At 71.7% G+C, this 25,160-nt stretch carries 25 protein-coding genes; 12 read left to right on the top strand and 13 right to left on the bottom strand.

All coding sequences use genetic code 11. The annotated features are described in order from the left end of the window. Window positions 1–21 precede the first annotated feature (21 nt). The gene (locus tag AMY39116_RS0314690; protein WP_027935928.1) at window positions 22–2,202 is read left to right on the top strand and encodes a molybdopterin-dependent oxidoreductase; all 2,181 of its coding nucleotides are present in this window, start codon (window positions 22–24) and stop codon (window positions 2,200–2,202) included. Here the strand turns inward: AMY39116_RS0314690 and AMY39116_RS0314685 are convergent. From AMY39116_RS0314685 to pyrE, 4 genes are all read right to left on the bottom strand, one after another. Next, entirely contained in the window at window positions 2,168–2,818 is a 651-nt protein-coding gene (locus AMY39116_RS0314685) for a TrmH family RNA methyltransferase (RefSeq protein ID WP_020418396.1), read from the bottom strand. The genes AMY39116_RS0314690 and AMY39116_RS0314685 overlap by 35 nt on opposite strands. Next, entirely contained in the window at window positions 2,815–3,180 is a 366-nt protein-coding gene (locus AMY39116_RS0314680) for a hypothetical protein (protein WP_020418395.1), read from the bottom strand. The genes AMY39116_RS0314685 and AMY39116_RS0314680 overlap by 4 nt, the downstream gene beginning before the upstream one ends. Window positions 3,181–3,195: 15 nt before the next feature. Then, window positions 3,196–3,579: a DUF2784 domain-containing protein gene (locus AMY39116_RS0314675; RefSeq protein WP_027935927.1), complete on the bottom strand. Its 384-nt coding sequence runs from the start codon at window positions 3,577–3,579 to the stop codon at window positions 3,196–3,198. Between the two features lie 123 nt (window positions 3,580–3,702). Next, on the bottom strand, window positions 3,703–4,263 hold the full coding sequence (gene pyrE / locus AMY39116_RS0314670; protein ID WP_027935926.1) for an orotate phosphoribosyltransferase: 561 nt from the start codon (window positions 4,261–4,263) through the stop codon (window positions 3,703–3,705). A gap of 334 nt (window positions 4,264–4,597) precedes the next feature. On the opposite strand from pyrE, the gene AMY39116_RS0314665 reads away from it, so the two are divergent. Together AMY39116_RS0314665 and AMY39116_RS0314660 are read left to right on the top strand one after the other, a co-directional pair. Further along, window positions 4,598–5,803, top strand: a complete 1,206-nt coding sequence (locus AMY39116_RS0314665) for an IS110 family transposase (protein WP_027935925.1) — start codon at window positions 4,598–4,600, stop codon at window positions 5,801–5,803. A gap of 247 nt (window positions 5,804–6,050) precedes the next feature. Continuing rightward, window positions 6,051–7,250, top strand: a complete 1,200-nt coding sequence (locus tag AMY39116_RS0314660) for an IS110 family transposase (protein ID WP_027935924.1) — start codon at window positions 6,051–6,053, stop codon at window positions 7,248–7,250. 36 nt (window positions 7,251–7,286) lie between these two features. On the opposite strand, the gene AMY39116_RS0314655 is transcribed toward AMY39116_RS0314660, so the two are convergent. Beyond that, complete coding sequence (locus tag AMY39116_RS0314655; RefSeq protein WP_020418390.1) at window positions 7,287–8,156, bottom strand: LysR family transcriptional regulator; 870 nt, start codon at window positions 8,154–8,156, stop codon at window positions 7,287–7,289. Window positions 8,157–8,282: 126 nt separating this feature from the next. Here AMY39116_RS0314655 and AMY39116_RS0314650 point away from each other — a divergent pair, with 126 nt between their 5' ends. Together AMY39116_RS0314650 and AMY39116_RS0314645 are read left to right on the top strand one after the other, a co-directional pair. Further along, window positions 8,283–9,491 carry an MFS transporter gene (locus AMY39116_RS0314650; RefSeq protein WP_235716129.1) on the top strand — a complete coding sequence of 403 codons (1,209 nt, stop codon included), beginning with the start codon at window positions 8,283–8,285 and terminating at the stop codon, window positions 9,489–9,491. Next, window positions 9,488–10,723 carry an FAD-dependent oxidoreductase gene (locus AMY39116_RS0314645; RefSeq protein WP_020418388.1) on the top strand — a complete coding sequence of 412 codons (1,236 nt, stop codon included), beginning with the start codon at window positions 9,488–9,490 and terminating at the stop codon, window positions 10,721–10,723. The genes AMY39116_RS0314650 and AMY39116_RS0314645 overlap by 4 nt, the downstream gene beginning before the upstream one ends. A gap of 192 nt (window positions 10,724–10,915) precedes the next feature. Here the strand turns inward: AMY39116_RS0314645 and AMY39116_RS0314640 are convergent, their stop codons facing one another. Further along, the gene (locus AMY39116_RS0314640; protein ID WP_020418387.1) at window positions 10,916–11,464 is read right to left on the bottom strand and encodes a TetR/AcrR family transcriptional regulator; all 549 of its coding nucleotides are present in this window, start codon (window positions 11,462–11,464) and stop codon (window positions 10,916–10,918) included. 77 nt (window positions 11,465–11,541) lie between these two features. On the opposite strand from AMY39116_RS0314640, the gene AMY39116_RS0314635 reads away from it, so the two are divergent. After that, a complete protein-coding gene (locus AMY39116_RS0314635) occupies window positions 11,542–12,027 on the top strand; it encodes a DoxX family protein (protein WP_020418386.1) in 486 nt (161 codons plus the stop codon). Here AMY39116_RS0314635 and AMY39116_RS0314630 read toward each other — a convergent pair. Next, window positions 11,988–12,941 carry a YafY family protein gene (locus AMY39116_RS0314630; RefSeq protein ID WP_020418385.1) on the bottom strand — a complete coding sequence of 318 codons (954 nt, stop codon included), beginning with the start codon at window positions 12,939–12,941 and terminating at the stop codon, window positions 11,988–11,990. The two genes, AMY39116_RS0314635 and AMY39116_RS0314630, sit on opposite strands and share 40 nt — an antisense overlap. Before the next feature lie 84 nt (window positions 12,942–13,025). Between AMY39116_RS0314630 and AMY39116_RS0314625 the strand changes: the two genes are divergently transcribed. Beyond that, window positions 13,026–13,547 carry a DinB family protein gene (locus AMY39116_RS0314625; RefSeq protein WP_020418384.1) on the top strand — a complete coding sequence of 174 codons (522 nt, stop codon included), beginning with the start codon at window positions 13,026–13,028 and terminating at the stop codon, window positions 13,545–13,547. Here the strand turns inward: AMY39116_RS0314625 and AMY39116_RS42860 are convergent. Further along, window positions 13,507–14,724 carry an NAD(P)/FAD-dependent oxidoreductase gene (locus tag AMY39116_RS42860; protein ID WP_020418383.1) on the bottom strand — a complete coding sequence of 406 codons (1,218 nt, stop codon included), beginning with the start codon at window positions 14,722–14,724 and terminating at the stop codon, window positions 13,507–13,509. The genes AMY39116_RS0314625 and AMY39116_RS42860 overlap by 41 nt on opposite strands. Window positions 14,725–14,780: 56 nt before the next feature. Here AMY39116_RS42860 and AMY39116_RS0314615 point away from each other — a divergent pair, with 56 nt between their 5' ends. Together AMY39116_RS0314615 and AMY39116_RS0314610 are read left to right on the top strand one after the other, a co-directional pair. Next, the gene (locus AMY39116_RS0314615) at window positions 14,781–15,383 is read left to right on the top strand and encodes a PadR family transcriptional regulator (protein WP_027935923.1); all 603 of its coding nucleotides are present in this window, start codon (window positions 14,781–14,783) and stop codon (window positions 15,381–15,383) included. 96 nt (window positions 15,384–15,479) lie between these two features. Further along, window positions 15,480–16,142, top strand: coding sequence for a DUF4097 family beta strand repeat-containing protein (locus tag AMY39116_RS0314610; protein ID WP_020418381.1), 663 nt, complete (start codon window positions 15,480–15,482; stop codon window positions 16,140–16,142). Window positions 16,143–16,148: 6 nt separating this feature from the next. Here AMY39116_RS0314610 and AMY39116_RS42855 read toward each other — a convergent pair whose 3' ends face one another. Beyond that, window positions 16,149–16,316: a hypothetical protein gene (locus AMY39116_RS42855; protein ID WP_020418380.1), complete on the bottom strand. Its 168-nt coding sequence runs from the start codon at window positions 16,314–16,316 to the stop codon at window positions 16,149–16,151. Between AMY39116_RS42855 and AMY39116_RS45450 the strand changes: the two genes are divergently transcribed. Continuing rightward, window positions 16,302–16,685 carry a hypothetical protein gene (locus AMY39116_RS45450; RefSeq protein ID WP_020418379.1) on the top strand — a complete coding sequence of 128 codons (384 nt, stop codon included), beginning with the start codon at window positions 16,302–16,304 and terminating at the stop codon, window positions 16,683–16,685. The genes AMY39116_RS42855 and AMY39116_RS45450 overlap by 15 nt on opposite strands. 10 nt (window positions 16,686–16,695) lie before the next feature. Here the strand turns inward: AMY39116_RS45450 and AMY39116_RS0314595 are convergent, their stop codons facing one another. From AMY39116_RS0314595 to clpB, 3 genes are read right to left on the bottom strand one after another with little or no spacing between them, the layout of a single operon-like run. Then, window positions 16,696–17,460, bottom strand: coding sequence for an SDR family oxidoreductase (locus AMY39116_RS0314595; RefSeq protein WP_020418378.1), 765 nt, complete (start codon window positions 17,458–17,460; stop codon window positions 16,696–16,698). After that, a complete protein-coding gene (locus AMY39116_RS0314590; RefSeq protein ID WP_020418377.1) occupies window positions 17,457–18,182 on the bottom strand; it encodes a hypothetical protein in 726 nt (241 codons plus the stop codon). Before AMY39116_RS0314590 ends, AMY39116_RS0314595 begins: the two co-directional genes overlap by 4 nt. 60 nt (window positions 18,183–18,242) lie before the next feature. After that, complete coding sequence (gene clpB, locus AMY39116_RS0314585; protein ID WP_020418376.1) at window positions 18,243–20,846, bottom strand: ATP-dependent chaperone ClpB; 2,604 nt, start codon at window positions 20,844–20,846, stop codon at window positions 18,243–18,245. 141 nt (window positions 20,847–20,987) lie between these two features. Here clpB and AMY39116_RS0314580 point away from each other — a divergent pair, with 141 nt between their 5' ends. Continuing rightward, window positions 20,988–21,527: a transcriptional regulator gene (locus AMY39116_RS0314580; RefSeq protein ID WP_020418375.1), complete on the top strand. Its 540-nt coding sequence runs from the start codon at window positions 20,988–20,990 to the stop codon at window positions 21,525–21,527. Next, complete coding sequence (locus AMY39116_RS0314575) at window positions 21,524–22,771, top strand: MFS transporter (protein WP_020418374.1); 1,248 nt, start codon at window positions 21,524–21,526, stop codon at window positions 22,769–22,771. Before AMY39116_RS0314580 ends, AMY39116_RS0314575 begins: the two co-directional genes overlap by 4 nt. Before the next feature lie 76 nt (window positions 22,772–22,847). Here AMY39116_RS0314575 and AMY39116_RS0314570 read toward each other — a convergent pair whose 3' ends face one another. Continuing rightward, window positions 22,848–25,130, bottom strand: a complete 2,283-nt coding sequence (locus AMY39116_RS0314570) for an MFS transporter (RefSeq protein ID WP_235716132.1) — start codon at window positions 25,128–25,130, stop codon at window positions 22,848–22,850. Window positions 25,131–25,160 lie beyond the last annotated feature (30 nt).

The following is a 25,160-nucleotide window of genomic DNA, read 5'->3' as shown; positions in this document are numbered from 1 at the left end:
GGTTCCGTCGACGATCAGGGGATGGCAACGGCGCATGTCACCTGTCCGCTCTGCGAGGCCACCTGCGGCCTGACGGTCACCTTCGACGGCAGCCAGGTCACCGAGGTGCGCGGGGACGCCGGGGACGTCTTCTCCCGCGGCTTCATCTGCCCCAAGGGCGCGTCGCTGGCCGCGCTGCACCACGACCCTGACCGCCTGCGCACCCCGCTCGTCAAGCGCGACGGCAAGCACGTCCCGGTCTCCTGGGACGAGGCGTTCGCCGAGATCAACGCGCGCCTGCTGCCGATCATGGAGGCGCACGGCCGCGACGCCGTCGCCGTGTACGCGGGCAACCCGAGCGTCCACAACCTGTCGACCGCGCTCTACGGCCGCGTCTTCTTCAAGGCCCTGGGCACCAAGAACTTCTACACCGCGGGCAGCGTCGACCAGCTGCCCAAGCACTACTCCAGCGGCTACCTGTTCGGCGACGGCATGACGATCCCGGTGCCGGACGTCGACCGCACCCAGCACCTGCTGGTGCTCGGCGCCAACCCGCTGGTCTCCAACGGCAGCCTGATGACCGCGCCGGACATGCGCGGGCGGCTCAAGGCGATCCGCGAGCGCGGCGGCAAGGTGGTCGTGGTCGACCCGCGCCGGACCCGCACCGCGCAGGTCGCCGACGAGCACCACACGATCCGCCCGGGCACCGACGCGCTCCTGCTGTTCGCGCTGGTCAACGTGCTGTTCGCGGACGGGAGCGTGAGCCTTGGGCGCCTCGCCGAGCACGTGACGGGCGTCGAGGACGTCGGCGAACTGGCCCGCGACTTCACCCCCGAGGCGGTCGCGCCGGTCACCGGCATCGCGGCCGGCGAAATCCGCCGGATGGCCCGCGAGCTCGCGGCCGCCGAGTCCGCCGCGGTGTACGGCCGGATCGGCACCACCACGCAGGCGTTCGGCACCCTCGCCAGCTGGCTGGTCGACGTGCTCAACGTCCTCACCGGCAACCTGGACCGCCCCGGCGGTGTGATGTTCCCGCTCGCCGCCGCCGGGCAGGCGAACAGCGCGCCCGGCAAGCGCCGCCCGTTCCGGCACGGCCGCTGGCGCACCCGCGTGCGCGGTCTGCCGGAGGTGCTCGGCGAGGTGCCGGTCGCGACGCTGGCCGACGAGATCCTCACGCCCGGCGACGGCCAGGTCCGCGCGCTGATCACCGTCAGCGGCAACCCGTGCCTGAGCACCCCGAACGCCGGTCGGCTCGCGGAAGCCCTGGCGCGGCTGGACTTCATGGTGTCGCTGGACATCTACCGCAACGAGACGACCCGGCACGCCGACGTCATCCTGCCCGGCCCCACCCCGCTCGAACGGGAGCACTACGACGTCGCGCTGTACCAGCTGGCCGTGCGCAACGTCGCGAACTGGACCCCGGCCGCGCTGACCAGCGAGCTGCCGCCGGAGTGGGCGACCATGTTGCGGCTCACCAGCATCGTCACCGGGCAGGGCCCCGATCCGGACATCGAGGCGCTGGACGCGTTCCTCGCGGGCCAGATCGCGCAGCGCGCCGGGCTCGACCCGGCCGTCGCGGGGAACCGGCGCGGGCCGGCGCGGCTGATCGACCTGATGCTGCGCGCCGGGCCGTACGACCTGACCCTGGCGGACCTCGAAGCCGCCCCGCACGGCGTGGACCTCGGGCCGCTTCGCCCGCGCCTGCCGGAAATCCTGTCGACGGCGAGCGGGAAGGTCGAGCTGGCGCCGGAGGCGATCACCGCGGACGTGCCGCGCTTGGCCGCGGAACTCGCGCACGTGCCGGACGGCGAGCTGGTGCTCATCGGGCGGCGGCAGCTGTCGTCGAACAACTCGTGGATGCACAACCTGGAACCGTTGGTGCGCGGCAAGAACCGGTGCACCGTGCAGGTCCACCCGGACGACGCGGAGCGGCTCGGACTGGCCGACGGGGAGCCGGCGCTGGTCAGCTCCAAGGCGGGCAAGATCGAGGTGCCGGTCGAGGTGACCGAGGAGATCCGGCCGGGTGTGGTCAGCATCCCGCACGGCTGGGGCCACGGCGGGCCGGGCACGCAGACCGCGGTCGCGGCGGCGCACGCGGGCGTGAACAGCAACCTGGTGGCCGACGAGACCCTGCTGGACGCGCTGTCCGGAACCGCTGTGCTGAACGGGATCCCGGTCGAGGTGACGCCTACCAGGCCGCCGACAGGTCCGCGTGCTGCCTGATCCAGGCGTGCATCACGATGCCGGCGGCGACCCCGGCGTTGATCGAGCGCGTGGAGCCGAACTGCGCGATCGACACGACCACCGCCGCCGCGTCGTGCGCCTCGGCGGACAGGCCGGGGCCTTCCTGGCCGAACAGCAGCACGCACTCCCGTGGCAGCTCAGCGGTTTCCACGCGCTGCGAGCCGGGGGTGTTGTCCACGGCGACGATCGCCAGGCCGCGGTCGCGCGCGTAGGTCAGCAGTGACGGCACGTCCGGGTGGTGTTCGAGGTGCTGGTACCGATCGGTGACCATCGCGCCGCGCCGGTTCCAGCGCCGCCGCCCGACGATGTGCACGGCGGCCGCGGCGAAGGCGTTCGCGGTGCGCACCACGGTGCCGATGTTGTGGTCGTGCTGGAAGTTCTCGATGGCGACGTGGAAGGGGTGCCGTCGCCGGTCGATGTCGGCGACGATCGCTTCGCGCCGCCAGTACCGGTAGGCGTCCACGACGTTGCGGCGGTCGCCTTCGGCCAGCAGCTCGGGGTCGTAGTGCGCACCGGTGGGCCACTCGCCCTCCCACGGGCCGACGCCGACCGGTTCCCGGGCGGTCCACTCGGTCGGGCCGGTCTCCTCGCTCATCGGCGGGCCCCGGACAGGTCCGCGAGCAGGTCCGCGGTCGCGGTGGTGAGGTCCTGCTGGGCCAGCTCACCGGGGAACACCGCGGCGATGTGCTCGGTGGTGAAGAACACGGTCTGGGTGGTGATCCGCGGCGACACCTCCGCCGGGAGGTGGTTGCTCGACCCGAGGACGTCGTCGATCGTCACGAACGTCGACTGCAGCGGCGGCAGCGGTGCGTGGCCGGGCCGCCACCCGGTGCGTGCGGCAAGCGCTTGCACCCCGTCGGCGAAGGCGTCCTGCGTGGCCCGCGCGCGGGGGCGCATGACCAGCCCGGCGACCACGCCGCAGAGCAGGATGCCGAGCAGGATCAGGAGGATGACCACACGGAGGATTGTGTCCTAGGCCTGCGGCATGGCGTGCGTCGACGGGTGCTCGCGGTGCTTCCAGCGCAGGTACGCGCCCGCGTAGGAGAAGACCACCAGCGCCAGCGCGACCACGGCGACCACCGGCAGCATCGAGCGCGGGAACACCGTGTCGTAGAGGTAGTAGGCGTTGAAGCCGCCCGGCAGCGGGCCAAGGCCCTGCAGGCCGCGGAAGTAGTCCTCCAGCGCCGTCAGCGGGCAGGGGATCGGGAAGACGTTGACCGCCACACCCCAGATGGCGAAGAACACGTGCACGAAAATGCTGCGCGGCCAGCGCCAGGCGAGAAACCCGCCGAGGCCGATGTAAAGCAGGGCCAGAATGTGTAATCCGACCGTTATGTCGGCCAGAACTCCCGCGATCGTCACGCCGCCCCCTTCCCGCGATTCCCCTGGTATCGAGGTTACTCCTGATCAAGGCAGGAATGTCGACTCGAATTCCGGAGATCACTTCGGGGTTTCCCCCTAGGGGGCGGCGTGAATCGGCTACAGACCCAAGTCGTCGAGGTCCAGCAGATACCGGTAGGTGAGGCCTTCCTTCTCGATGGCCTCACGCGCGCCGGTGCCGCGGTCGACGACCGTCGCCACGCCGACCACGGTCGCGCCCGCCTCGGTGAGCGCCTCGACGGCGGTCAGCACACTGCTGCCGGTGGTCGAGGTGTCCTCCACGGCGAGCACCCGCTGCCCGGCGACCTCGATGCCCTCGATGCGGCGCTGCATGCCGTGCGACTTCGTGGCCTTGCGCACCACGAACGCGTCGAGGACCTTCCCGTCCGCCGACGCCGAGTGCAGCATCGCGGTCGCGACCGGGTCCGCGCCGAGGGTGAGCCCGCCCACCGCCACGTAGTCCCAGTCCGCCGTGAGCTGCCGCATGAGCCGGCCGATGAGGGGGGCCGCCGCGTGGTGCAGCGTGGCCCGCCGCAGGTCGATGTAGTAGTCGGCCTCCTTGCCGGAGGCCAGCGTCACCTTGCCGTGCACCACCGACAGCTCGGTGATGAGACGTGCCAGTTCGAACTTCGCTGCCTGATCCAACCCGGGGTTCGCCACGCCCGGAAGTCTTACACACGACCACGACAGGCTTGCGCTCTCGACGGTCAACGTGCGGGCCATGGAGATCAACGAGCTGCTCGACCTGGTGGCGGGCTCCCGCCCCGTTACCTTTTTCGTGGTTCCTGATCAAGGAGCTGTGGTCGCCAGGTTCGGTATGACTGATGCCCCCAGTCGAGGTCATGATCCGGGGGGTGGTGTCGCCGGGCCTGGTGGCATCGAGGGACCGCTGAATAGGGACACGGCCACCGCTGGGTAGGTCTCGTCGTAACGTGGGTGCCGGCCATCGATGCCCTGACCGGTGACCACCCGCGACGGACGAAAGACACTGTGCATGACCAGCAGTTATGGCGTGTTCCTCGGTCTGGATGTCGGCAAAGGCAACCATCACGCCGTGGGGCTGGACCCGACCGGCAAGCGGCTGCACGACGGGCCGCTGCCCAACACCGAAGCCAAGTTGCAGGCGTTGTTCGACACGCTTGCTGTTCACGGGTCGCTGCTGGTCGTGGTCGATCAACCGGCCACGATCGGTGCGCTGCCGGTCGCGGTCGCCCGCGCGGCCGGGCACCAGGTGGCCTACCTGCCCGGCCTGGCCATGCGGCGCATCGCCGATCTCTACCCGGGCACCGCCAAGACCGACGCCCGGGACGCGTTCATCATCGCCGACGCCGCCCGCAGCCTGCCCCACACCCTGCGCCAGGTCGACCCCGGTGACGAGGCCCTGGCCGAGCTGGAAGTGCTGGTCGGGTTCGACGACGACCTGGCCGGTGAAGCCACCCGGCTGAGCAACCGCATCCGCGGCCTGCTCACCGGCATCCACCCCACCCTCGAACGCGTTCTCGGGCCTCGCGTCACCCACCGGGCGGTGCTGGAGATCCTGTCCCGCTGCGGCGGACCGACCGGCATCCGCACAGCCGGCCGCCGCAAAGTCACCGCCATCGCCACCACTCACGCGCCCCGCATGGGCGAAAAACTGGTCGCCGACATCTGGACCGCACTGGACGAGCAGACCGTCACCGTCCCGGGCACCACCGCCGCCGACACCGTCCTGCCCCGACTCGCCGACAGCCTGAAAACCGTGCTCCAGCAACGCAGCCAGGTCGCCACCGAGGTAGAGGAGATACTCGATGCGCACCCTCTTGCCCGGGTCCTGACCTCCATGCCCGGCATCGGAGTCAGGACCGCCGCCCGCATCCTGCTCGAGATCGGCGACGCCTCCGCCTTCAAAAGCTCCGGCCACCTGGCCGCCTACGCCGGCATCGCCCCCGTCACCCGCACCTCCGGCAGCTCGATCAAGGGCGAACACCCCGCCCGAACCGGCAACCGCAAGCTCAAACGGGCGTTCTTCCTGGCCGCATTCGCCGCCCTGCACGACCCCACCAGCAGGGCCTACTACGACCGCAAAAGAGCCGAGGGCAAGAAACACAACGCCGCCCTCATCTGCCTCGCCCGCCGCCGCTGCGACGTCCTCTACGCCATGCTCCGCAACCACACCCACTACCGAACCCCGCAACCCAAAAACACGCCCGCCGCCGCTTGACAACCACATAGGGACACCCCCGTTACCTTTTTCGTGGCTCCTGAGCAGGGAGTTGTGGTCGCCAGGTTCGGTATGACTGATGCCCCCAGTCGAGTCCATGATCCGGGGGGTGGTGTCGCCGGGCCTGGTGGCATCGAAGGACCGCTGATAGGGACACGGCCACCGCTGGGTAGGTCTCGTCGTAACGTGGGTGCCGGCCATCGATGCCTGACCGGCGGCCGCCCGCGACGAGCGAAAGATACCGTGCATGACCAGCAGTTATGGTGTGTTCCTCGGGCTCGATGTCGGTAAGGACGCCCACCACGCGGTCGGTCTCGACCCCGAGGGAAAGCGGCTGCATGACGGGCCACTGCCCAACAGCGAGCCCAAACTCCGGGCGTTGTTCGACAAGCTCGCCCAGCATGGCCCGTTGCTGGTGGTGGTCGATCAGCCCGCCACGATCGGTGCGCTGCCGGTCGCGGTCGCCCGCGCGACCGGACACCAGGTCGCCTACCTGCCTGGTCTGGCGATGCGCCGCATCGCCGATCTCTACCCCGGCAAGGCAAAAACCGACGCCCGGGACGCGTTCATCATCGCCGACGCCGCTCGCTCGCTGCCTCACGCGCTGCGCCCGGTTGATGTCGGCGACGAGGCTCTGGCCGAGCTCGATGTGCTGGTCGGCTTCGACGACGACCTGGCCAGCGAAGCCACACGCCTGGTTAACCGCATCCGCGGCCTGCTCACCGGCATCCATCCGGCGCTGGAACGCACCATCGGACCTCGTATCAGTCATCCGGCGGTGCTGGAAATCCTGTCGCGTTGCGGTGGGCCGACCGGCATCGCGAAGGCCGGGCGCCGCAAACTCGCCGCGATCGCGAAGGTCCACGCACCTCGCATGGGCGACAAGCTCGTTGAAGCGATCATGACCGCGCTCGGCGAGCAAACCGTCACCGTTCCCGGCACCGCTGCCGCGGACACGGTGCTCCCGCGACTGGCGGACAGCCTGAGAGCTGTGCTGCAGCAACGGGCGCAGCTTGCCACCGAAGTTGAGGAGATACTCGATGCGCACCCTCTCGCCGGGGTCCTGACCTCGATGCCCGGCATCGGAGTCAGGACCGCCGCCCGCATCCTGCTCGAGATCGGCGACGCCTCGAACTTCGCCAGCTCCGGCCACTTGGCCGCCTACGCCGGCATCGCCCCCGTCACCCGCAGCTCCGGCACCAGCATCAAGGGCGAACACCCCGCCCACACCGGCAACCGCAAACTCAAACGCGCCTTCTTCCTCGCCGCCTTCGCCGCCCTTTCCGACCCCACCAGCAGGGCCTACTACCAGCGCAAAAGAGCCGAGGGCAAGAAACACAACGCCGCACTCATCTGCCTCGCCCGCCGCCGCTGCGACGTCATCTACGCCATGCTCCGCAACAAAACCCACTACCGACACCCAGCCCCGACGCCCGCTGCCGCTTGACAACCCCATAGGGACACCCCCCGCGCCTCCCGCGCGTCACCGGTCGCTGATCGTCCGCGCCACCTCGTCCACCACGGTGCGCGTCGAGGGGGGCCACACCAGCCACGTCACCAGTTCCAGCGCCGGGTCCACCACCGGCCGCCACGGCCAGCCCGGCAGCAGCCGCGTCGCGGAGTGTTCGGTCAGCAACACGGCGTCCGACTTCGTCGCCTCGGCGCATGCCCGCGCGTGCTCGGAGAACTGCGCGAACTGCCACAGCGGCACCACACCCGCGTCGTGCGCCGCGACGACCAGGCGGTCGTGCGCGACCGGCACCTGCTGCCTCCCGTGGGCGAGGATCCGCACCCCGTCCAGGTCCCGCAGCCGGCACGCCGGGCCGTCGGCCAGCGGGTGCCCTGGCCGGACGGCGACCCCGAACGGCTGGTCGAACAACCGCGCGCCCCGCAAGCTGCCGGCCGGCTGCTCGTGCACCAGGCCCAGGTCGAGCCTGCCCTCGCGGACCATCCGGAGCTGCTCGGTGCTGCTCGCCTCGGTGAGGGCGACCGCCGCGTGCGGGACCGCCGCGTCGAGCGCGGCCAGCGTGTCCAGCAGCCACTCCGCGGACAGCCCGGGCGGGATGCCGATCCCCACCACCTCACGGGACCGGCCCGCGGCCGCGTGTGCGGTCTCCCTGGTGGCGTCCGCCAGGCGCAGCAGGAGCACCGCGTGCGCGTGCAGCGCGGCGCCGGCCGGCGTGAGCGTCGTGCCCGTCGCCCCGCGCTCCAGCAGCGGCGCCCCGATGTCCCGTTCGAGCTGCCGGATCTGACGGCTCAGTGACGGCTGGGTGAGGTGCAGCCGTTCCGCCGCACGGGTGAGCGAGCCCTCGGTCGCGACGGCGACGAAGTACCGCAGGTGACGCAGCTCCACGCGCTTCTCCCCTGCCTGTGAGGCATGACCGGGCTGATTAACCGGCATTGGACAGGCGCGTGTCAAGGCACGTGTACTACTCCCTGCCTCTCAGGCAGGACATCAATGGAGAAGGGACGCTCAACGATGAGTCGAACTCCCGGCCGGGACCCGTACCGCTGGGTGGTGCTGGTGCTGTCCTGGGCCGCGTTCACGATGACGTCGGTGGACCGGTCGACGTGGGGACCGGCGTCGGTCGCGGTGGGCGAGCACCTGGGGGTCTCGCTCACCGGTCTGGGCGTCTTCGCCACCGGCTACTACGTCGGCTACGTCATCTCGAACGCGGCCGGCGGCGTCCTCACCGACTGGCTCGGCGCGCGGGTCGTGATGGGCGCGTCGCTGTTCCTCGCAGGCGGGTTCATGATCCTGTTCGGCGAGACCGACTCCGTGCCGGTCGGCATCGCCTTCCAGGCCGCGGTCGGGATCTTCGCCGGCTGCGACTACTCGGCCGGTGTGAAGCTGATCGCGCAGTGGTTCACGCCGAAGGACCGCGGGTTCGCGATGGGCGTGTTCATGACCGCGACCTCGCTCGGCACGGTGATCGCCAACGCGGTCGTGCCGCGGTTGCTCGAATCCGCCGGGTGGCAGACGTCGTACCACGTGTTCGGCGGCGCCTCGATGGTCATCGCGGTGCTGTGCCTGCTCCTGGTGCGCACCCGGGCGGAAGACGCGGCCGAACGCGCGGTGCCGGACCTGCGCCCGCTGGCCCGCTCGCGTGACCTGTGGCTGCTCGGGCTGGCCGGGTTCGGCGGCCTGTGGGGCACCTACGGGTTCATCACGTGGTCCAACGCGCTGATGGTCAAGGGCAACGGCCTGACCGGGGTGCAGGCGGGCGGCGTGGTCGCGATCTTCGGGATCGCCGCCATCGTGGCCAAGCCGTGCATCGGGTTCGTGTCCGACCTGCTCGGCGGCAGGCGGAAGGCGCTGACCGTCGTCGTGCTCGGCGCGTTCGTGGTGGCGCTGCTGGTGTTCGGCACGCGGGACAGCCTGACCGGCTTCCTGTGGGTGGCGCCGTTCCTCGGCGTCGCGGCCTACGTCTACAGCCCACTGATGGTCGCGATGATCCCGCGCATCGCCGGGGTCGGTCTGGCCGGTTCGGCGGCCGGTGCGACGAACGCGTTCTGGCAGCTCGGCAGCACGGTCGTGCCAGTGGTGCTTGGCGCGGTGTTCCAGGCGACCCATTCGTTCTTCGCGGCGTTCGCCACGCTGGCCGCAGGCCCGCTCGTGGGAGCGCTGCTCATGCTCGGCGTCCGCGAACAGCAGCCGGCGCCGGATCGCGAGAAGGAGGCTGTGTGAACTACGACGTGATCGTCGCCGGTGGCGGTTCGGCCGGGATCGCCGCGGCGGTCGGCGCGCGGCGGGCCGGGGCCAGGACGCTGCTGATCGAGCGCGGACCGTGCCTGGGCGGGGCGGCGACGCTGCGGAACGTGGTGACGTACTGCGGGTTGTTCACGCGGGAGGACCGCGAGCAGGTGGTGTTCGGCGTGGCGGGCGAGGTGCTCGACGGGCTGCGCGAGCTGGGCGCGGTGAGCGAGCCGACGCGCTTCACCGCGGTGGCGGTGGTGTTCGATCCGGAAGCGGTGAAGCGGGTCGCCGACGACCTGTGCGACGCCGCCGGGGTGGACGTGCTGCTGCACTCGCACCTGCTGGACGCGTCCAGAGTGGACGATCGCGTTCGGACGGTGCGGGTGGCCGATCACGCCGGGGTGCACGAGTACTCCGCGGACGTGTTCGTGGACGCCACCGGTGAAGCCGACCTGGCGCAGCACGCGGGCGCGGAGGTGCGGTACGGCAACGACGGCTGGGTGCAGAACGGCACGCTGGGTGTGCGGTTCGGCGGGATCGCGGCGAACGCCGAGGTCTCGCGGGATGCGGTGCGGGAGGCGGTCCGGGCGGCGAAGGCTCGTGGTGTGCCCGGTCTGACGGCGGAATCCGGGTTGATCGCGCGGATGCCGGTGTCCGGCGACCTGATCACGTACCTGGCGGACGAGGGCTACGACGCGCGCGACGCCGCGGACACGAGCCGAGCCGAACGCAGCGCACGACGGCAGGCCGCGGCGTACCTGCGGGTGATCCGGACGTTGCCGGGGTGCGCGGACGCCTACATCGTCAGCACGGGCCCGGAACTGGGCACGCGCGAGTCGCGGCACCTGGTCGGACGGGTCCAGCTGACCGAGAAGGACGTGCTGTCGCCGGCCCCCGCGGACGACGCGGTGGCGATCGGCGCGTGGCCGATCGAGTACCACCCGGGGGTGGGCGTGCCGTCGGAGTGGCGGTTCATCGGCGAGCCGGGTTACTACGGCATCCCGCTGGGCGTGCTGTGGAGCCGGAACACGCCGAACCTGTTCTGCGCGGGCCGGACCGTGGACGGCGACCGCGGTGCGGGCGCTTCACTGCGCGCCATGGGAACCGCTTTCGCGACCGGCCACGCGGCCGGGGTGGCCGCGGCGCTGAGCGCCCGGGGTGCGGTGAGCGCGGCCGCCGTGCGGGAGGAACTGCAGCGCCAGGGCGCGCGGCTACCGGATTGAGCCCCCGCCTGCCACAGCGTGGCCTGCGCTGCTTCCCGCTGAGCGCCCGCGCTGCGGCACCCCGCGCCTCGGCTCCCGCCGGCGTGGCGGGGTGCCGGGCCTGCCGACCCGGGCCGCCCGGCGCGAGGGATTCCGCGACGCCCGGTCGGATTTCCCGCCTGACTGCCCGGCGCGAGCGCTCCGGGACTCCGGCTACCGGCCCGCGCCGCCCGGTGCCAGCATCTCCGCCACCGCCCGGGCGGACGCCTCCAAATCCCCGGTCACCTCGGGCGGCATCGCGCCGCTGAGCCACAGCGTCGCGAAACCGTGCACGATCGACCAGGCCGCGACTTGCGCCAGCTTCCCCTCCGACACCGCGTCCGCCATCACCGCCCACGCCCGCTGCCGCGCCGCCAGCAGGTCCGCGTCCTCGGCGTGGTGCAGGTCCGGCCGGAACATCACGTCGAAGTGCGCGCGGTGCCCCACCGCGAACCGCACGTACGCGACGCCGATCTCCACCAGGCCCTGGTCCCGGGCAGCGGTGAGGGCGTCGGCCAGCAGGTCGTACCCCTCGGTCGCCAGCGCGGTCACCACGCCGGCCTTGTCGCGGAAGTGGTGCACCGGCGCCGCGTGTGACACGCCGGCCCGTCGCGCCACCTCGCGCAGGCTCAGGGCCGCGACGCCGTGCTCGCCGATCGTCTCGGCGGCGGCTTCGAGGATCGCGCGCCGCAGGTCGCCGTGGTGGTAGGAGCGCTCAGCCATGCCCCCAGCATATCTTTCCATTGACAAGATGCGGACGTGAGGGCAATCTTGTCACTGACAAGATGTGGAGGAGAACCATGGCACCGCTGATCATCCTGATCGTCGTCACGCTGGTCCTCGCGCTCGCCGGCGCGGCCGGGGTCCGGTGGCTCAGACCGTGGCCGATGGCCGTGCGCGGCGGCGTCGCCGCGATGTTCACCGCGACCGGCATCTCGCACTTCGTGGGCATGCGGGAGCAGCTCATCGACATGGTCCCGCTGGCGCTGCCCGCGCCTGCTCTGCTGGTGACCGTCACCGGAGTCCTGGAACTGGCCGGCGCTGTCGGTGTGCTGTGGCCGCGCACCGCCCCGTGGGCCGCGGCCGGGCTGACCGCCATGCTCGTGCTGATGTTCCCGGCGAACGTCTACGCGGTGCAGAGCGGCGTGCTCACCGCATGGGACGACCAGATCGTCCCGCGCACGCTCATGCAGGTCGTGTTCCTGGCCGCCACGCTGACGGTCTTCGTGCACGCCCGCCGCGGCGATCAGGCCCGGCTGAACCGGCCCGCCCACTCCCGCAGCTGATCACGCAGCTCGGGCGGCCCGACCACGCGGAACTCGGCGCACAGCGAACCCAGCGCCAGCGCGGGCCAGTCCAGGGAGGCGGTCGTCATCCGCACCCGGCACCGGCCCTCGTCGACCTCCTCGACCGTGCCCCACCGGCCGATCCGCTCGCGCGCCACCGCCGCCGGGATGTCGACGACGACTTCGACCTCGTACGGCTGCGGCAGCGCGCCGAGCGAGCTGCGGACGAACTCGGCGGCGTCGCCGGTGGGCAGTTCGCGTGGCCGGAACCGGGCGCCGGTGCCGCGTGGACCGCTGATCCGGTCGATGCGGAAGTTGCGCCACGCGTGCCGGGTGAGGTCGTAGGCCACCAGGTACCACTGCCGCCCGAGCGGGACCAGCCGCAACGGCTCGACCTCCCGCTCGGACTCGCGGCCCCCGGCGTCGGTGTAGCCGAAGCGGATGCGTTCGCTGTCCCGGCAGGCCAGCGCGATCGTGGTGAGCAGGCCGGGGTCGATCCGGGGCGCGGACGCGCCGGGCCAGGTCGCCGGCACGGTCATCGCCCGCAGCGCGTCGACCCGGCGGCGCAGCCGGGCCGGCATCACCTGCACGACCTTCGCCAGCACCCGCACCGACGACTCCGCGATGCCGTCGACCGAACTCTGCGCGGCCGTCTGGAGTCCGACGGTCAGCGCCACCGCCTCTTCGTCGTCCACCACGAGCGGCGGCAGCGACGCGCCCGCGGCGAGCTGGTAGCCGCCGTCGACACCGCGCTGCGCCTCCACCGGGTAGCCCAGCTCGCGCAGCCGGTCGATGTCCCGGCGCAGGGTGCGCGGCGAGACGCCCAGCCGCTCGGCCAGTTCACTGCCCGGCCAGTACCGGTGGGTCTGCAGCAGGGACAGCAACCGCAGCGTCCGCGAGCTCGTGTTCGCCATGTTCCCGATTCTCGCGCAATTGCGGTCAAAAAGTGGCCGCAAGGCGTTCTACCTTGGTCTCAACGACGACGAAGGGACTCCGAAATGACCTCCACCGAGACCGTCACCGGCGAGCGCGCGGACCTGCTGGCCATGCTGGCGAAGCACCGGTTCTTCCTGACCTTCACCACGCGCGGCCTGACCGACGACCAGGCCCGGCAGCGCACCACGGCGAGCGAGCTGTGCCTCGGCGGGCTGATCAAGCACGTGACCTCGGTCGAGCGCGGGTGGGCGAACTTCCTCGTCGAGGGCGCTCCCGCGATGCCGAACTTCGAGGAGATGACGGAGGAGGACTTCAAGCAGCGGGAGAACGAGTTCAAGCTGCTGCCGGACGAGACGCTGGCCGGCGTGATCGCCGAGTACGAAGCGGTCGCGCGCCGCACCGACGAGCTGGTCGGCACCATCGACCTGAACGCGAGCCACGAGCTGCCGAAGGCGCCGTGGTTCACCGACACGGAGTGGTCGAACCGGCGCGTGCTGATGCACATCATCGCCGAGACCGCGCAGCACGCCGGCCACGCCGACATCATCCGCGAATCCCTGGACGGCCAGAAGAGCATGGGCTGACCGGCGAGTCCCAGTCGATGCGGTGTCCGTACAGCCAGTCCATTGCTTCCGGTCCCGGCCGGTACAGCTTGAACAGCAACGGGAGCAGGTGCCGCATCACCGGACCGAGTGTCTTGCCGTCGCCATTGTGCTTGCCCTGCGCCACCACGCGTTCCACCCGGTGGCGGCGCAGGGATTCGTACGTGGTGAACGCGTCGTGCACGTCGCCGGCGTCGCGCAGGCACTTCGCGAGCACGACCGCGTCTTCGATGGCCATCGACGCGCCCTGGCCCGAAGCCGGTGAGGTGGCGTGCGCCGCGTCGCCGACGATGATCATGCGGTTCCGGTGCCAGACCGGCACCTTCGGGAAGTCGTAGGTGTTCCAGCCCGCGAAGATCTCGTCGGTGGCGGTCACGAGATCGCGGGCGGGACCGTCGTCCTCGGCGAAGAGGTCGAGGAGCCGGGCGCGCCACTCGTCCGCGGTGACGGCGGCCAGTTCTTCGCGTGTCTGCTCCCGAGGCTGGCGCGGGTTCGCGAACCACCACACGTCGCCGTCGGGGTGGACGACGTAGGAGTAGAAGCAGCCGCGTCCGAACACCATGTGCATCTCGCCGGGCTCGACGTCGAGCCGCAGCCCCCTGGCGTAGCCCCCGGTGTTGAGCAATGGCACGTACCGGGGCGGCGGCGCCCCGGGATCGATGATCGTCCGTACGGTCGAGCGCAGGCCGTCGGCGCCGATCAGCAGGTCGGCGTGCGCGGTGCTGCCGTCGGCGAAGGTGGCCGTCACGCCGCCGGCCTCCGGGGCGGCGGCGACCAGCCGCTTGCCGTACTCGGTCGGCACGCCGCGTCGCACCGCCTCGTCGCGCAGCGAGTCGTAGAGATCGGCCCGCCTGATGGTGTGCGTGCCGGTCCCGTCGGGCAACGCGGCGCCGAAGCCGAACTCGGCCATGGGTTTCTTCCCGCCCATGCCGATGGACATTTTCGTGGTCGCGAACCCCTTGTCGCGCACCACCGCCTGCAGGTCGAGGGCGCCGAGCGCCGCGACGCCGTTGACTGCCAGGGTCAGGAACGCTCCGACGCCGTCCGCGCCACGGTTGTACGCCTCGTAGACGGTCGCCTCAATGCCGGCCCGTCGCAGTGCCATCGCCGTGACCGGACCGGCGATGCCGCCGCCGATCACCAGTGCCTTGATAGTCATAACATGACTATACATATCATGACTATCGAGTCAAGGCGGCGGTTAAGGTCGTTGGCGTGGCGAGGAGCATTCATCGGCGGTCCGTGCTGGCACTCGTGCTGCTCTCCCTGCTGGCTGAGCAGCCCATGCACCCGTACCGCATGCGCGAGCTGATCAAGGAGCGCGGCAAGGACCGGATCGCGAACGTTGCGCAGCGCAACAGCGTGTATCAGACCATCGACCGCCTGTTGCGCGCCGAGCTGATCGCCGTCCGGGAGACCGAGCGCGACGAGCGCCGTCCCGAGCGCACCGTCTACGAGATCACCGACGCCGGCCGGGCGGCCCTCCGCGAGTGGACCGCCGAGATGCTCGGCAGCCCAGCGCGCGAGTTCCCGGAGTTCCCGGCAGCGCTCGCCACCCTCATGGTCCTGACCCCGGACGAGGCGCTCGCCCGGCTGTCCGACCGTGCGGCCGAGCTGTCCGCCTCGCTGGCGGCCGACCGCGCGGCACTCCAGGCGGTTCCCGGCCTCCCGCGCCTGTTCCTCCTGGACGAGGAGTACTCGATCGCCGTTCGCGAGGCGGAGCTGAAGTGGGTCGACCGCCTGCTGGCGGCGCTCCGGTCCGGTGAGCTCACCTGGTCGGAGGCCTCGATACGCGCCGTGGCGGAGAAGTTCGCGTAGGTGTCAGCGGCGGCGTCAGCGCGGTGGCGGCCCGGTGTCAGCGCTCCCGGCGAAAGTTGTCCTCGACAGCAGGAACAACGAGCACAGGAGAGCACGATGCAGAACTTCGACACCGCCGCCCCGATCGCCGCCGTCGCCGACATCCCCGCCGGGAGCATCCGGTTCGTGGCCGCCGACCGGGCCGACACCACCGTCGAGGTCCGGCCGGGGGACGCCGCGAAGAGGCGTGACGTGCGGGCGGCCGAGCAGACGACCGTGGCCTACGCCGACGGCGTGCTGCGGATCGCCGGCCCGGCCGGGAACCAGGTCCTCGGCAGCTCCGGCTTCGTCGCGGTGACGGTACAGCTGCCCGTGGGGTCGCGCGTCGAGGCGACCGGCGCCGGCCTCGATCTGCGTGGCACCGGGCGGCTCGGCGAGGTCGTGGTCGAGGGCGCGCACGGCGAGATCGAACTCGACGAGGCGGCGGCCGTCCGGGTCGAGACGCAGGCAGGCGACGTCACGGTCGGCCGCCTGACCGGCTCCGCGCGGATCAGCACCCGCAAGGGCGACATCCGCATCGCCGAGGCCGAGCGCGGCGAGGTCGTGCTCCGCACCGAGGCCGGTGACGTGTCGATCGGCGCCGCCGCGGGGGTTTCCGCCTCGCTGGACGCGGGCACCAGCTTCGGCCGGATCCGCAACGCGGTCCGCAACGACGGGACCGCCGGGCTGACGATCCGCGCGACCACGGACTACGGCGACATCCACGCGCACAGCCTGTGAAGCGGGTCAGGTCCCGAGCCCCAGGGCCGCGCACGCGCCGTCCACGGCAACGCGGCGCAACGCGTCCTGGGGCACATCGGGGAACAGGACGGTGCAGTCCTGGATCCCGCCGAACGCGATCACCGCGCGGGCGGCCTGCTCCAGGGTGGGCTCGGGACCTTGCAGCAGCCTCACCAGCCGATCGCGCCAGGTGAGCACGCGGTCGATCAGGCCGAGGTCGACTTCGACTCGATCACCCGGCTCCGCATGGAAACCTGGTCCCGGGGGAGGGTGACGCTCGTCGGCGACGCGGGCTACTGTCCCGGCCCGGCCGTCGGTGGCAGCGCCAGCCTGGCCGTCGTCGGCGCGTACGTCCTCGCGGGAGAGCTGGCGCGGGCGGGCGGCGACCACGAGCGCGCCTTCCCCGCGTACGAGCGGGCGATGGCGGAGCACGTGCGGGGCAGCCGCGCGGCGGCGCTCAGGGCGGCGAGAACCCTGGTTCCCCGGTCCCGCCTGGGCGTGCGGGCTCTGGTCCGCGTCGAGGACTACGGCGCCGCGCGTTGAGAGGTGCGGCTCAGGTGCGGTCGCGCCCCGCGACGAGGCTGCTGATCCGCCGCAGCAGGCCGCGCGGCAGCAGGCCGCCGATGGCGACGATGGTCTTGTACTGGGGTGACGGGATGGAGATGACCTTCCCGCGCCGCAGGTCGGCAAGGCCCTCGGCGACCACCCGGTCGGCCTTGAGCCAGAACGCCTTCGGGCCCGGCTTCTCCAGTCCGGCCCGCTCGTGGAACTCGGTCTCGGTGAAACCCGGGCACAGCGCGGTCATCCGAATGCCGGCAGGCAGCGCCGCCGCGATGCCCTCGGTGAACGAGGTGACCCAGTTCTTGCTCGCCGTGTACGTCGAGCCGCGGCCGGAGAAGAAACCGGCCACGCTGGACACGTTGATGATGTCGCCGCGGCCGCGCTCGATCATCCCGGGCAGGGCCGCGCGGGTCAGCCGCAGCACGGCGGTCACGTTCACGTCCAGCTGCGCCTGCAGCTCGTCCACCGGCGCGGTCCAGAACTCGCCGGCCAGGCCGAACCCGGCGTTGTTGACCAGCATGTCGACCGGCTCCGCGGCCAGCCGCTGCTCGACGGCCGCCCGGCCCTCCGCCGAAGCGAGGTCCGCGGGCAACGTGACCGCCTTGATCCGGTGCCGCCGCGACAGCTCACCGGCAAGCGCTTCCAGCCGCTCCGCGTTGCGGGCGACGAGGACCAGGTCGTAACCCTCCTCGGCGAGCCGGCGCGCGAACGCGGCGCCGATCCCGGCGGTCGCGCCGGTGACGAGCGCGGTGCTCACTGGGCGGGCCCGGCCGGCGGCGGCGTGCTCAGGCCCGGCTGCTCGGACTGGCCGGGCTGCCAGTGACGACCGGCCGCCGGGTACTCCTCGTCGAACGGGTCCACGATGTCGGCGATCTCGCCGAGGTCGCGGAGCAGGCGCTCCAGCCGGGACGGCCCGGCCTGCGGCGCGACGCTGGCGAGCACCCACTCGTTCTCCAGCCACGCCACGCCGACGTCACCGCCGAGCGCGTCGGCGGCGTCCACGAGTTCCTGGGTGATGACCGCGCGGGCGCCTTCGGGGTCGTCGGCGAACGCGTAGCGCTGGCCCACCGGACCGAGCAGCTCCGGCATGTCCGCGCGCTGGAACGGCACGCTCGCCAGCCACAGCTCGACGAGCACCGGGTGCACGCGGTTGCAGCGCACGGCGACCACGACCGCCGGGATCTGGCCGTCGGCCTCGATGTCGAACACGAACACCGGGCGGCGGCCGTCGGCGGTGAAGGTCGAGCCGACGACGACGTTGACCGCCGTCTCGGCGCGGAAGTACCCGAGCGCGCCGCCGGACCACTGCCGGACGAGCCGCTCGTCCTCCTCCACGAACTGCCATCCGCGCAGGTCGGACCAGCGCATCCGCTCCCGGTTGCGGGAGCCCTCCCTGGTCCGGTCGACGGCGAGCAGCAGCAGCCCCGCCACCAGTGCGACGGCGGCGATGACGAACCAGACCCACGCCGGAATACCCACGAGGGTGAGGGTAGCGCGCCGGGCCGCTGAACCAAGGTCAGCGGCCCGTGTCGCAACCCGTTAGTCCGCCCGGGTGACCACGAGCGTGTCGCCCGCGTTCAGGTCCGGCACGTCCACGCGCACCGTGTCACCGTCGCGGACCTCGCCTGCCAGCAGCTTCTTCGCCAGCTGGTCGCCGATCGCCGACTGCACCAGCCTGCGCAGCGGACGGGCGCCGTAGATCGGGTCGAACCCGTTCAGCGCGAGCCAGTCGCGGGCGCCGGGGGTGACGTCCAGCGTCAGGCGGCGCTGCGCCAGCCGGGTGGCCAGCTTCGCGACCTGGATGTCCACAATGGACGTCAGCTGCTCGGTGTCGAGCGAGTGGAACACCACGATGTCGTCCAGCCGGTTCAGGAACTCCGGCTTGAAGTGCCGCTGCACCGTGGACAGCACCGCGTCCCGCCGCTGCTGCTCGTCGAGGGAGGCGTCCGCGATCGCCTGCGAACCGAGGTTCGAGGTCAGGATCAGGATCGTGTTGCGGAAGTCGACCGTGCGGCCCTGGCCGTCGGTCAGCCGCCCGTCGTCGAGCACCTGCAGCAGCACGTCGAACACGTCCGGGTGCGCCTTCTCGACCTCGTCCAGCAGCACCACCGAGTACGGCCGCCGCCGGACGGCCTCGGTCAGCTGGCCGCCCTGGTCGTAGCCGACGTACCCCGGGGGAGCGCCGACCAGCCGCGCGACGCTGTGCTTCTCGCTGTACTCGCTCATGTCGATGCGGGTCATCGCGCGCTCGTCGTCGAACAGGAACTCCGCCAGCGCCTTGGCCAGCTCGGTCTTGCCGACACCGGTCGGGCCGAGGAACAGGAACGAACCGGTCGGCCGGTCCGGGTCCGCGACACCGGCGCGCGTGCGGCGCACCGCGTCCGACACCGCCTGGACCGCCTCGCGCTGGCCGACCACCCGCCTGCCCAGCTCCTCCTCCATGCGGAGCAGCTTGCCGGTCTCGCCTTCGAGCAGGCGGCCGGCCGGGATGCCGGTCCACGCACTCACCACGTCGGCCACGTCGTCCGCGCCGACCTCTTCCTTCAGCATGACGTCGGCGCCGGACGAGCTGTTCGCGGTGTTGCGCTGCGCGGCTTCCAGGTCCTTCTCCAGCGCCGGGATCTTGCCGTAGCGCAGCTCGGCGGCGCGGCCCAGGTCGGCGTCGCGCTCGGCCCGGTCGGCCTCGCCACGCAGCTGCTCCAGCTGCTCCTTCAGCTCGCGGACCTTCTCGATCGAGCCCTTCTCGTTCTGCCACCGGGCGGTCAGCGCGGAGAGCTCCTCGCGCTTCTCGGCCAGCTCGGCGCGCAGCGCGGCCAGCCGCTCGATCGAGGCCGGGTCCTCCTCCTTGGACAGCGCCATCTCCTCGATCTCCAGGCGCCGCACGGCGCGCTCGACCTCGTCGATCTCGACGGGGCGGGAGTCGATCTCCATGCGCAGCCGGGACGCGGCCTCGTCGACCAGGTCGATCGCCTTGTCCGGGAGGAAGCGCGCGGTGATGTAGCGGTCGGACAGCGTCGCGGCCGACACCAGCGCGGCGTCGGTGATGCGGACACCGTGGTGCACCTCGTAGCGCTCCTTGAGGCCACGCAGGATGCCGATGGTGTCCTCCACCGACGGCTCGCCGACCAGCACCTGCTGGAAGCGCCGCTCCAGGGCGGCGTCCTTCTCGATGTGCTGGCGGTACTCGTCGAGCGTGGTGGCGCCGACCATGCGCAGCTCACCGCGCGCGAGCATCGGCTTGATCATGTTCCCGGCGTCCATCGCGCCCTCGCCGGTCGCGCCCGCGCCGACGATGGTGTGCAGCTCGTCGATGAACGTGATGACCTGGCCCGCCGACTCGGTGATCTCCTTGAGGACGGCCTTGAGCCGCTCCTCGAACTCGCCGCGGTACTTCGCGCCGGCGACCATCGAACCCAGGTCCAGCGCCACGACCCGCTTGCCGCGCAACGACTCCGGCACGTCGCCTGCCACGATCCGCTGGGCGAGGCCCTCGACGATCGCGGTCTTGCCGACGCCCGGCTCGCCGATCAGGACGGGGTTGTTCTTGGTGCGCCGCGACAGCACCTGGACCACGCGGCGGATCTCCGCGTCGCGGCCGATCACCGGGTCCAGCTCGCCCTTGCGGGCGCGGTCGGTCAGGTCGACGCCGTACTTCTCCAGCGCCTTGAACGTGCCCTCGGGGTCGGGGCTGGTGATGCGGGCCGAGCCGCGCACCTTGGTGAACGCCTCGCGCAGCGCGTCCGGGGTGGCGCCGTGCCGCTTGAGCAGGTCCGCCACCTGGCCGCCCTCCGCGGCGAGGCCGACCATCAGGTGCTCGGTGGAGACGTATTCGTCACCGAGCTCGGTCGCGAGCTTCTGGGCGTGCGTCAGCGACTTCACCGCGGGCGGGTCGAACTGCGGAGTGGACACGGTCGCGCCGGTCGCGGAGGGCAGCCCCTGCGTGATCGGCTCCAGCTCCTTGTGCACCTGCCGCGGATCGGCGCCGACCGCCGTCAGCAGCGGGCCGGCCAGCCCGTCGCCCTGCGCCAGCAGCGCGCCGAGCAGGTGTGCGGCGGTGACGCTGGGGTTGCCCGCCACGGTCGCCGCCTGCGCCGCCGACGAGATCGCCTGCTGGGTCTTCGTCGTCGGGTTGAAAGCGTCCATCCCACACTCCATGTCGCATGCCTGCCGGAGACCTTCCTCCAGGTCCCTCGACATCTACAACGTCAACAAACTTGAGTGTGTTCCGCTCAACCCTGATTTTTCCCGTTGCGCAATGGTCAAGAATCGTTGACCATTGCTGGCATGCCTGCCGATGATCAGTCCGAGACGTTCCGCGTCACCACCGACGAACAACTGCGCGCCGTGTCCAACCTGACGCGCCACCGGATCATGGCCGTGCTCCGCTTCGAGCCGGCCACCATCACGCAGATCGCCGAGCGGGTCGGTCTGGCGAAGGGGAGTTCCAGCTACCACGTGCGGCTCCTGGAGAAGGCCGGCCTGGTGAAGGTCGTGCGGACGCGGAAGGTCCGCGGGGTCGTCGAGCGGTACTACGCGATGACCGCGCGGAGCATCGAGCTGCCTGATCCGGGCGAGGGCGGGCCGGACGTGCTGATGCGGCACGCCGTGGCGGACCTGGAGGCATCGCCCGCGGACGGCGAGCGGCACGTGCGGATGGCGCACCTGCGGCTCACCGACGAGCAGTTCGCGGAGCTGGGAGCGCGGCTGCACGCGCTGGCGGACGAGTACCGGAAGCTGTCCGATCCGTCGCTGCCGGACACCTCGCTCGTCTTCGCGTTGTTCCACCCGGCCCAGGGCGCCAAGCCCGAAGGAGGCGCCAGATGACCTCGGACGTCCGGAAGACGCTGCCGACCGGGTTCGGCCGGCTGTGGACCGCGCAGACGATCTCCTCGCTCGGCGACGGGGTCACGCACGCCGCGTTGCCGCTCATCGCGTTGACGCTGACACGGGAGCCGATGGCGCTCGCCGTCGTGACGGCCGCGGGAACGCTGCCGTGGCTGCTCTTCGGGGTGCTCGGCGGTGCGCTGGTGGACCGCTGGGACCGGCGCCGCACGATGTGGGTCGCGGACGCGGCACGCGCGGTGCTGCTCGCAATCCCCGCCGCGGCGGCGGTGTTCGACCTGCAGTCCATCCCGCTGCTCGCGATCGTCGCTTTCCTGCTCGGCCTCGGCGGGCTCTTCTTCGATACGGCGGCCTCGGCCTACCTGCCGGACCTGCTCCGCCGCGACCCCGCGCTCCTGGAGCGGGCCAACTCCCGCTTGCGTGGCGCCCAGACCGCCATGTCCGGCTTCGCGGGACCGCCCGCGGGCAGTGCGCTGCTCGCGCTCGGGCGGGCCGTCCCGCTGGTCGCCGACGCGGTGTCGTTCCTGTTCTCCGCACTGCTCGTGCGGACGCTGCCCGCCATGCCCAGGCCCGTGCCGGAGGTCCGCGAGTCGCTGCTCCGGCAGGCGCGGGCCGGCGCCTCCTACGTCTTCCGGGACCGCGTGCTGCTCGGGCTCGCGCTCCGCCCGGCGGTCGGGAACGTCGCTTTTCTCGCCGTGGAGACCGTTCTCGCCCTCTTCGCGCACGACCGCCTCGGCATCGGCACCGCCGGCTTCGGCCTGCTCCTCACGGCGGAGGCCACCGGCGGCCTGCTCGGTGCGGCCATCGCCTCCCCGCTGGGCAGGCGCCTGGGCACCGGCACCGCGCTGACCTGCACGGCCGCCGTCGAGGGGCTCGCCATCCTGGGCCTGGCCACCGCGTCGAACCCGTACCTGGCCGGGCTGGCGCTCGCCGTGTGCGGGGCCGGCATGGGCGCCACGATGGTGCTCGGACCCTCCCTCCGGCAGGCCATCGTCCCGGCCCACCTCATGGGCCGGGTCGCCTCCACCTCCCGGATGCTGGCCATGTGCGCCGCCCCGCTCGGGGCCTTCCTCGGCGGCTGGCTGGCCACCACCTACGACGTCCGCACCCCGCTCTACGCCGCGGCCGTCCTCCTACTGGCGATGACCGCCGTCACGGCGTCCATGACCAGCAACCGCCGGGTCGAAGCGGCGCTGCGGGCCGCCGCCCCGGCCGCCGTGTCGTGACGCTGCCGCCCCGGAAAAGCACGAAGACCGCCTCCCGGGGGATTGAGGCGGTCTTCGCGGGTCTGTAGTTCGCGGGTCAGCGCGGGTGCGTCAGCTCCACGTCACGCGAGAGCGGGGCGCCCGCGACGACTTCCAGCGGCGCCGCGACCGGGGCGTATCCGCTGGTCACGAGCGTGTAGTCGCCCGCGGGGAGGTCGCTGAAGGAGTACCGGCCGTCCTCGTCGGTCAGCGTCATCGCGACCACCTCGCCGCCCGCGTCGAGCAGCGTCACCTGGGCCTCGGCGACCGGGCGGTCGTCCCGGCCGGCGCGAACCACTCCGCCGAGCCGGGCGGTGAGCCCGAGTTCGACGTCGTGCGTGGCCTGCTCGCCCTCGGTGGTCGCCAGTGGCACCGCGGCAGGCTGGTGACCGGCGGCCGTGACGGTCAGCGTGTGCACGCCGCCCGGCACGTCGTCGAAGTGGTACCAGCCGTCGCCACCGGTGACGACCGACGACACCACCTCGCCCCGGTCGTCGGTCAGCACGAGCGTCGCGCCGCCGACCGGCTGGCCCGCGCTCGACCGCACCACACCGCTGAGGCCACCGGCGCCGCTCATCTCGACGTCCCGGCGCACCGGCTGCCCGTCGACCGTGACCATCACGGCGCTCGGCTGGAACCGGGCCGCCGAGGTGATCAGCAGGTAGATGGCGTTCGGCGGGGCCGGCAGCCGGTAGCTGCCGTCGGCCGCGGTCAGCGTCCGCGCCACCTGCTGCCCGGACGAGTCGGTCAGCGTCAGCGCGGCACCGGCCAGCGGACGACCCGACGGGCCGGTCACCACGCCGTGGACGGCCGGACCGGTGACCGGGGCCGCGACCGCCTCGGTGCTCTCGGTCAGGTCGATGCTGCGGCGCAGCGGGACCTCCTTGATGAGCACCACCGCGATCAGCGTCGCGATCGCGACGATCCCGCCTGCGAAGAAGATCGAGCCGATGCTGTCGCCGTAGGCGGCCCGCACGATCGACTGGATCGGCTCCGGCAGCGCGGCCAGGTTCAGGCTGCTGCCCGCGCCTGCCGATCCGCCCTGGATGCCCAGCGCGGCCAGCGCGCTCGACACGTGGCTGCTGACCTTCGCCGCGAGCAGCGCGCCCAGCGCGGACACCCCGGCCGAACCGCCCAGCGTGCGGAAGAAGGTCACCACCGAGGACGAGGAACCCATGTCCTTCATCGCGACGGTGTTCTGCACGACCAGCACCAGGTTCTGCAGCAGGGTGCCGACGCCGAGGCCGAGCAGCGCCAGGTAGGTGCCCATCAGCACCAGGTTGGTCTGGTGGTCGATCGTGCTGAGCAGGAACAGGCTCGCCACCAGCAGCACCGCGCCGCCGAGCATCCACGCCTTGGTCTTGCCGGTGCGCGAGATGACCTGGCCCGAGATGGTCGAGGACAGGAACAGCCCCAGCATCATCGGGATGGTCATCAGCCCGGCGTGCGTCGGCGAGTAGCCGCGGGCGAGCTGGTAGTACTGCCCGAGGAACACCGCGCCGCCGAACATCGCCGTGCCGACCGACAGGCTGCCGATCACGGCCAGCGTGAAGGTGCGGTTGCGGAACAACTTCAGCGGCACCACCGGGTCCGGCACCTTCGACTCGACGAACACCGCGAGCGCCAGCGCGACCAGTCCGCCGAGCACGTAGAACAGGGTCGACCAGGACCACCAGGCGAAGCTGTTGCCCGCCAGCGACACCCAGATCAGCAGCAGCGAGACGCCGCCGACGAGCAGGGTCGCGCCCAGCCAGTCGATCTTCACCTGCTGCTTGAGGACCGGCAGGTGCAGCGTCTTGCCCAGCACGATGAACGCGACCACCGCGACCGGGACCGTGATCCAGAAGTTCCAGCGCCAGCCGAGCGGCGAGTCCACGATCACGCCACCGAGCAGCGGGCCGGCGACGGTCGCCAGCGCGAACACCGCGCCGATGTAACCGCTGTAGCGGCCGCGTTCCCGCGGCGAGATCATCGCCGCGATCACGACCTGGATCAGCGCCTGCATGCCGCCGAGGCCGAGGCCCTGGACGGCGCGGAACGCGATCAGCTCGGGCATGGACTGGGAGATGCCGCCGAGCACCGAGCCGACCGTGAAGATCACGATCGACAGCTGGTAGAGCATCTTCTTGCTGAACAGGTCCGACAGCTTGCCCCAGATCGGGGTGCTCGCCGTGGACGCCAGCAGGGTGGCGGTGACCACCCACGTGTACTGGCTCTGCGAGCCGTCGAGGTCGGCCAGGATCGTCGGGAGTGCGTTCGAGACGATCGTGGAGGACAGCACGGCGACCAGCAGTGCCAGGAGCAGGCCGACGAACGCGCGCCCGACCTGGCGCCGCGTCATCGCCTCCTGGTTCGCTGTCGTGCTCACTTC

It is taken from the genome of Amycolatopsis sp. ATCC 39116 (assembly GCF_000231075.2).
Lineage (GTDB): Bacteria > Actinomycetota > Actinomycetes > Mycobacteriales > Pseudonocardiaceae > Amycolatopsis_E > Amycolatopsis_E tucumanensis.
This window is presented reverse-complemented; position numbering and strand designations above follow the sequence as displayed.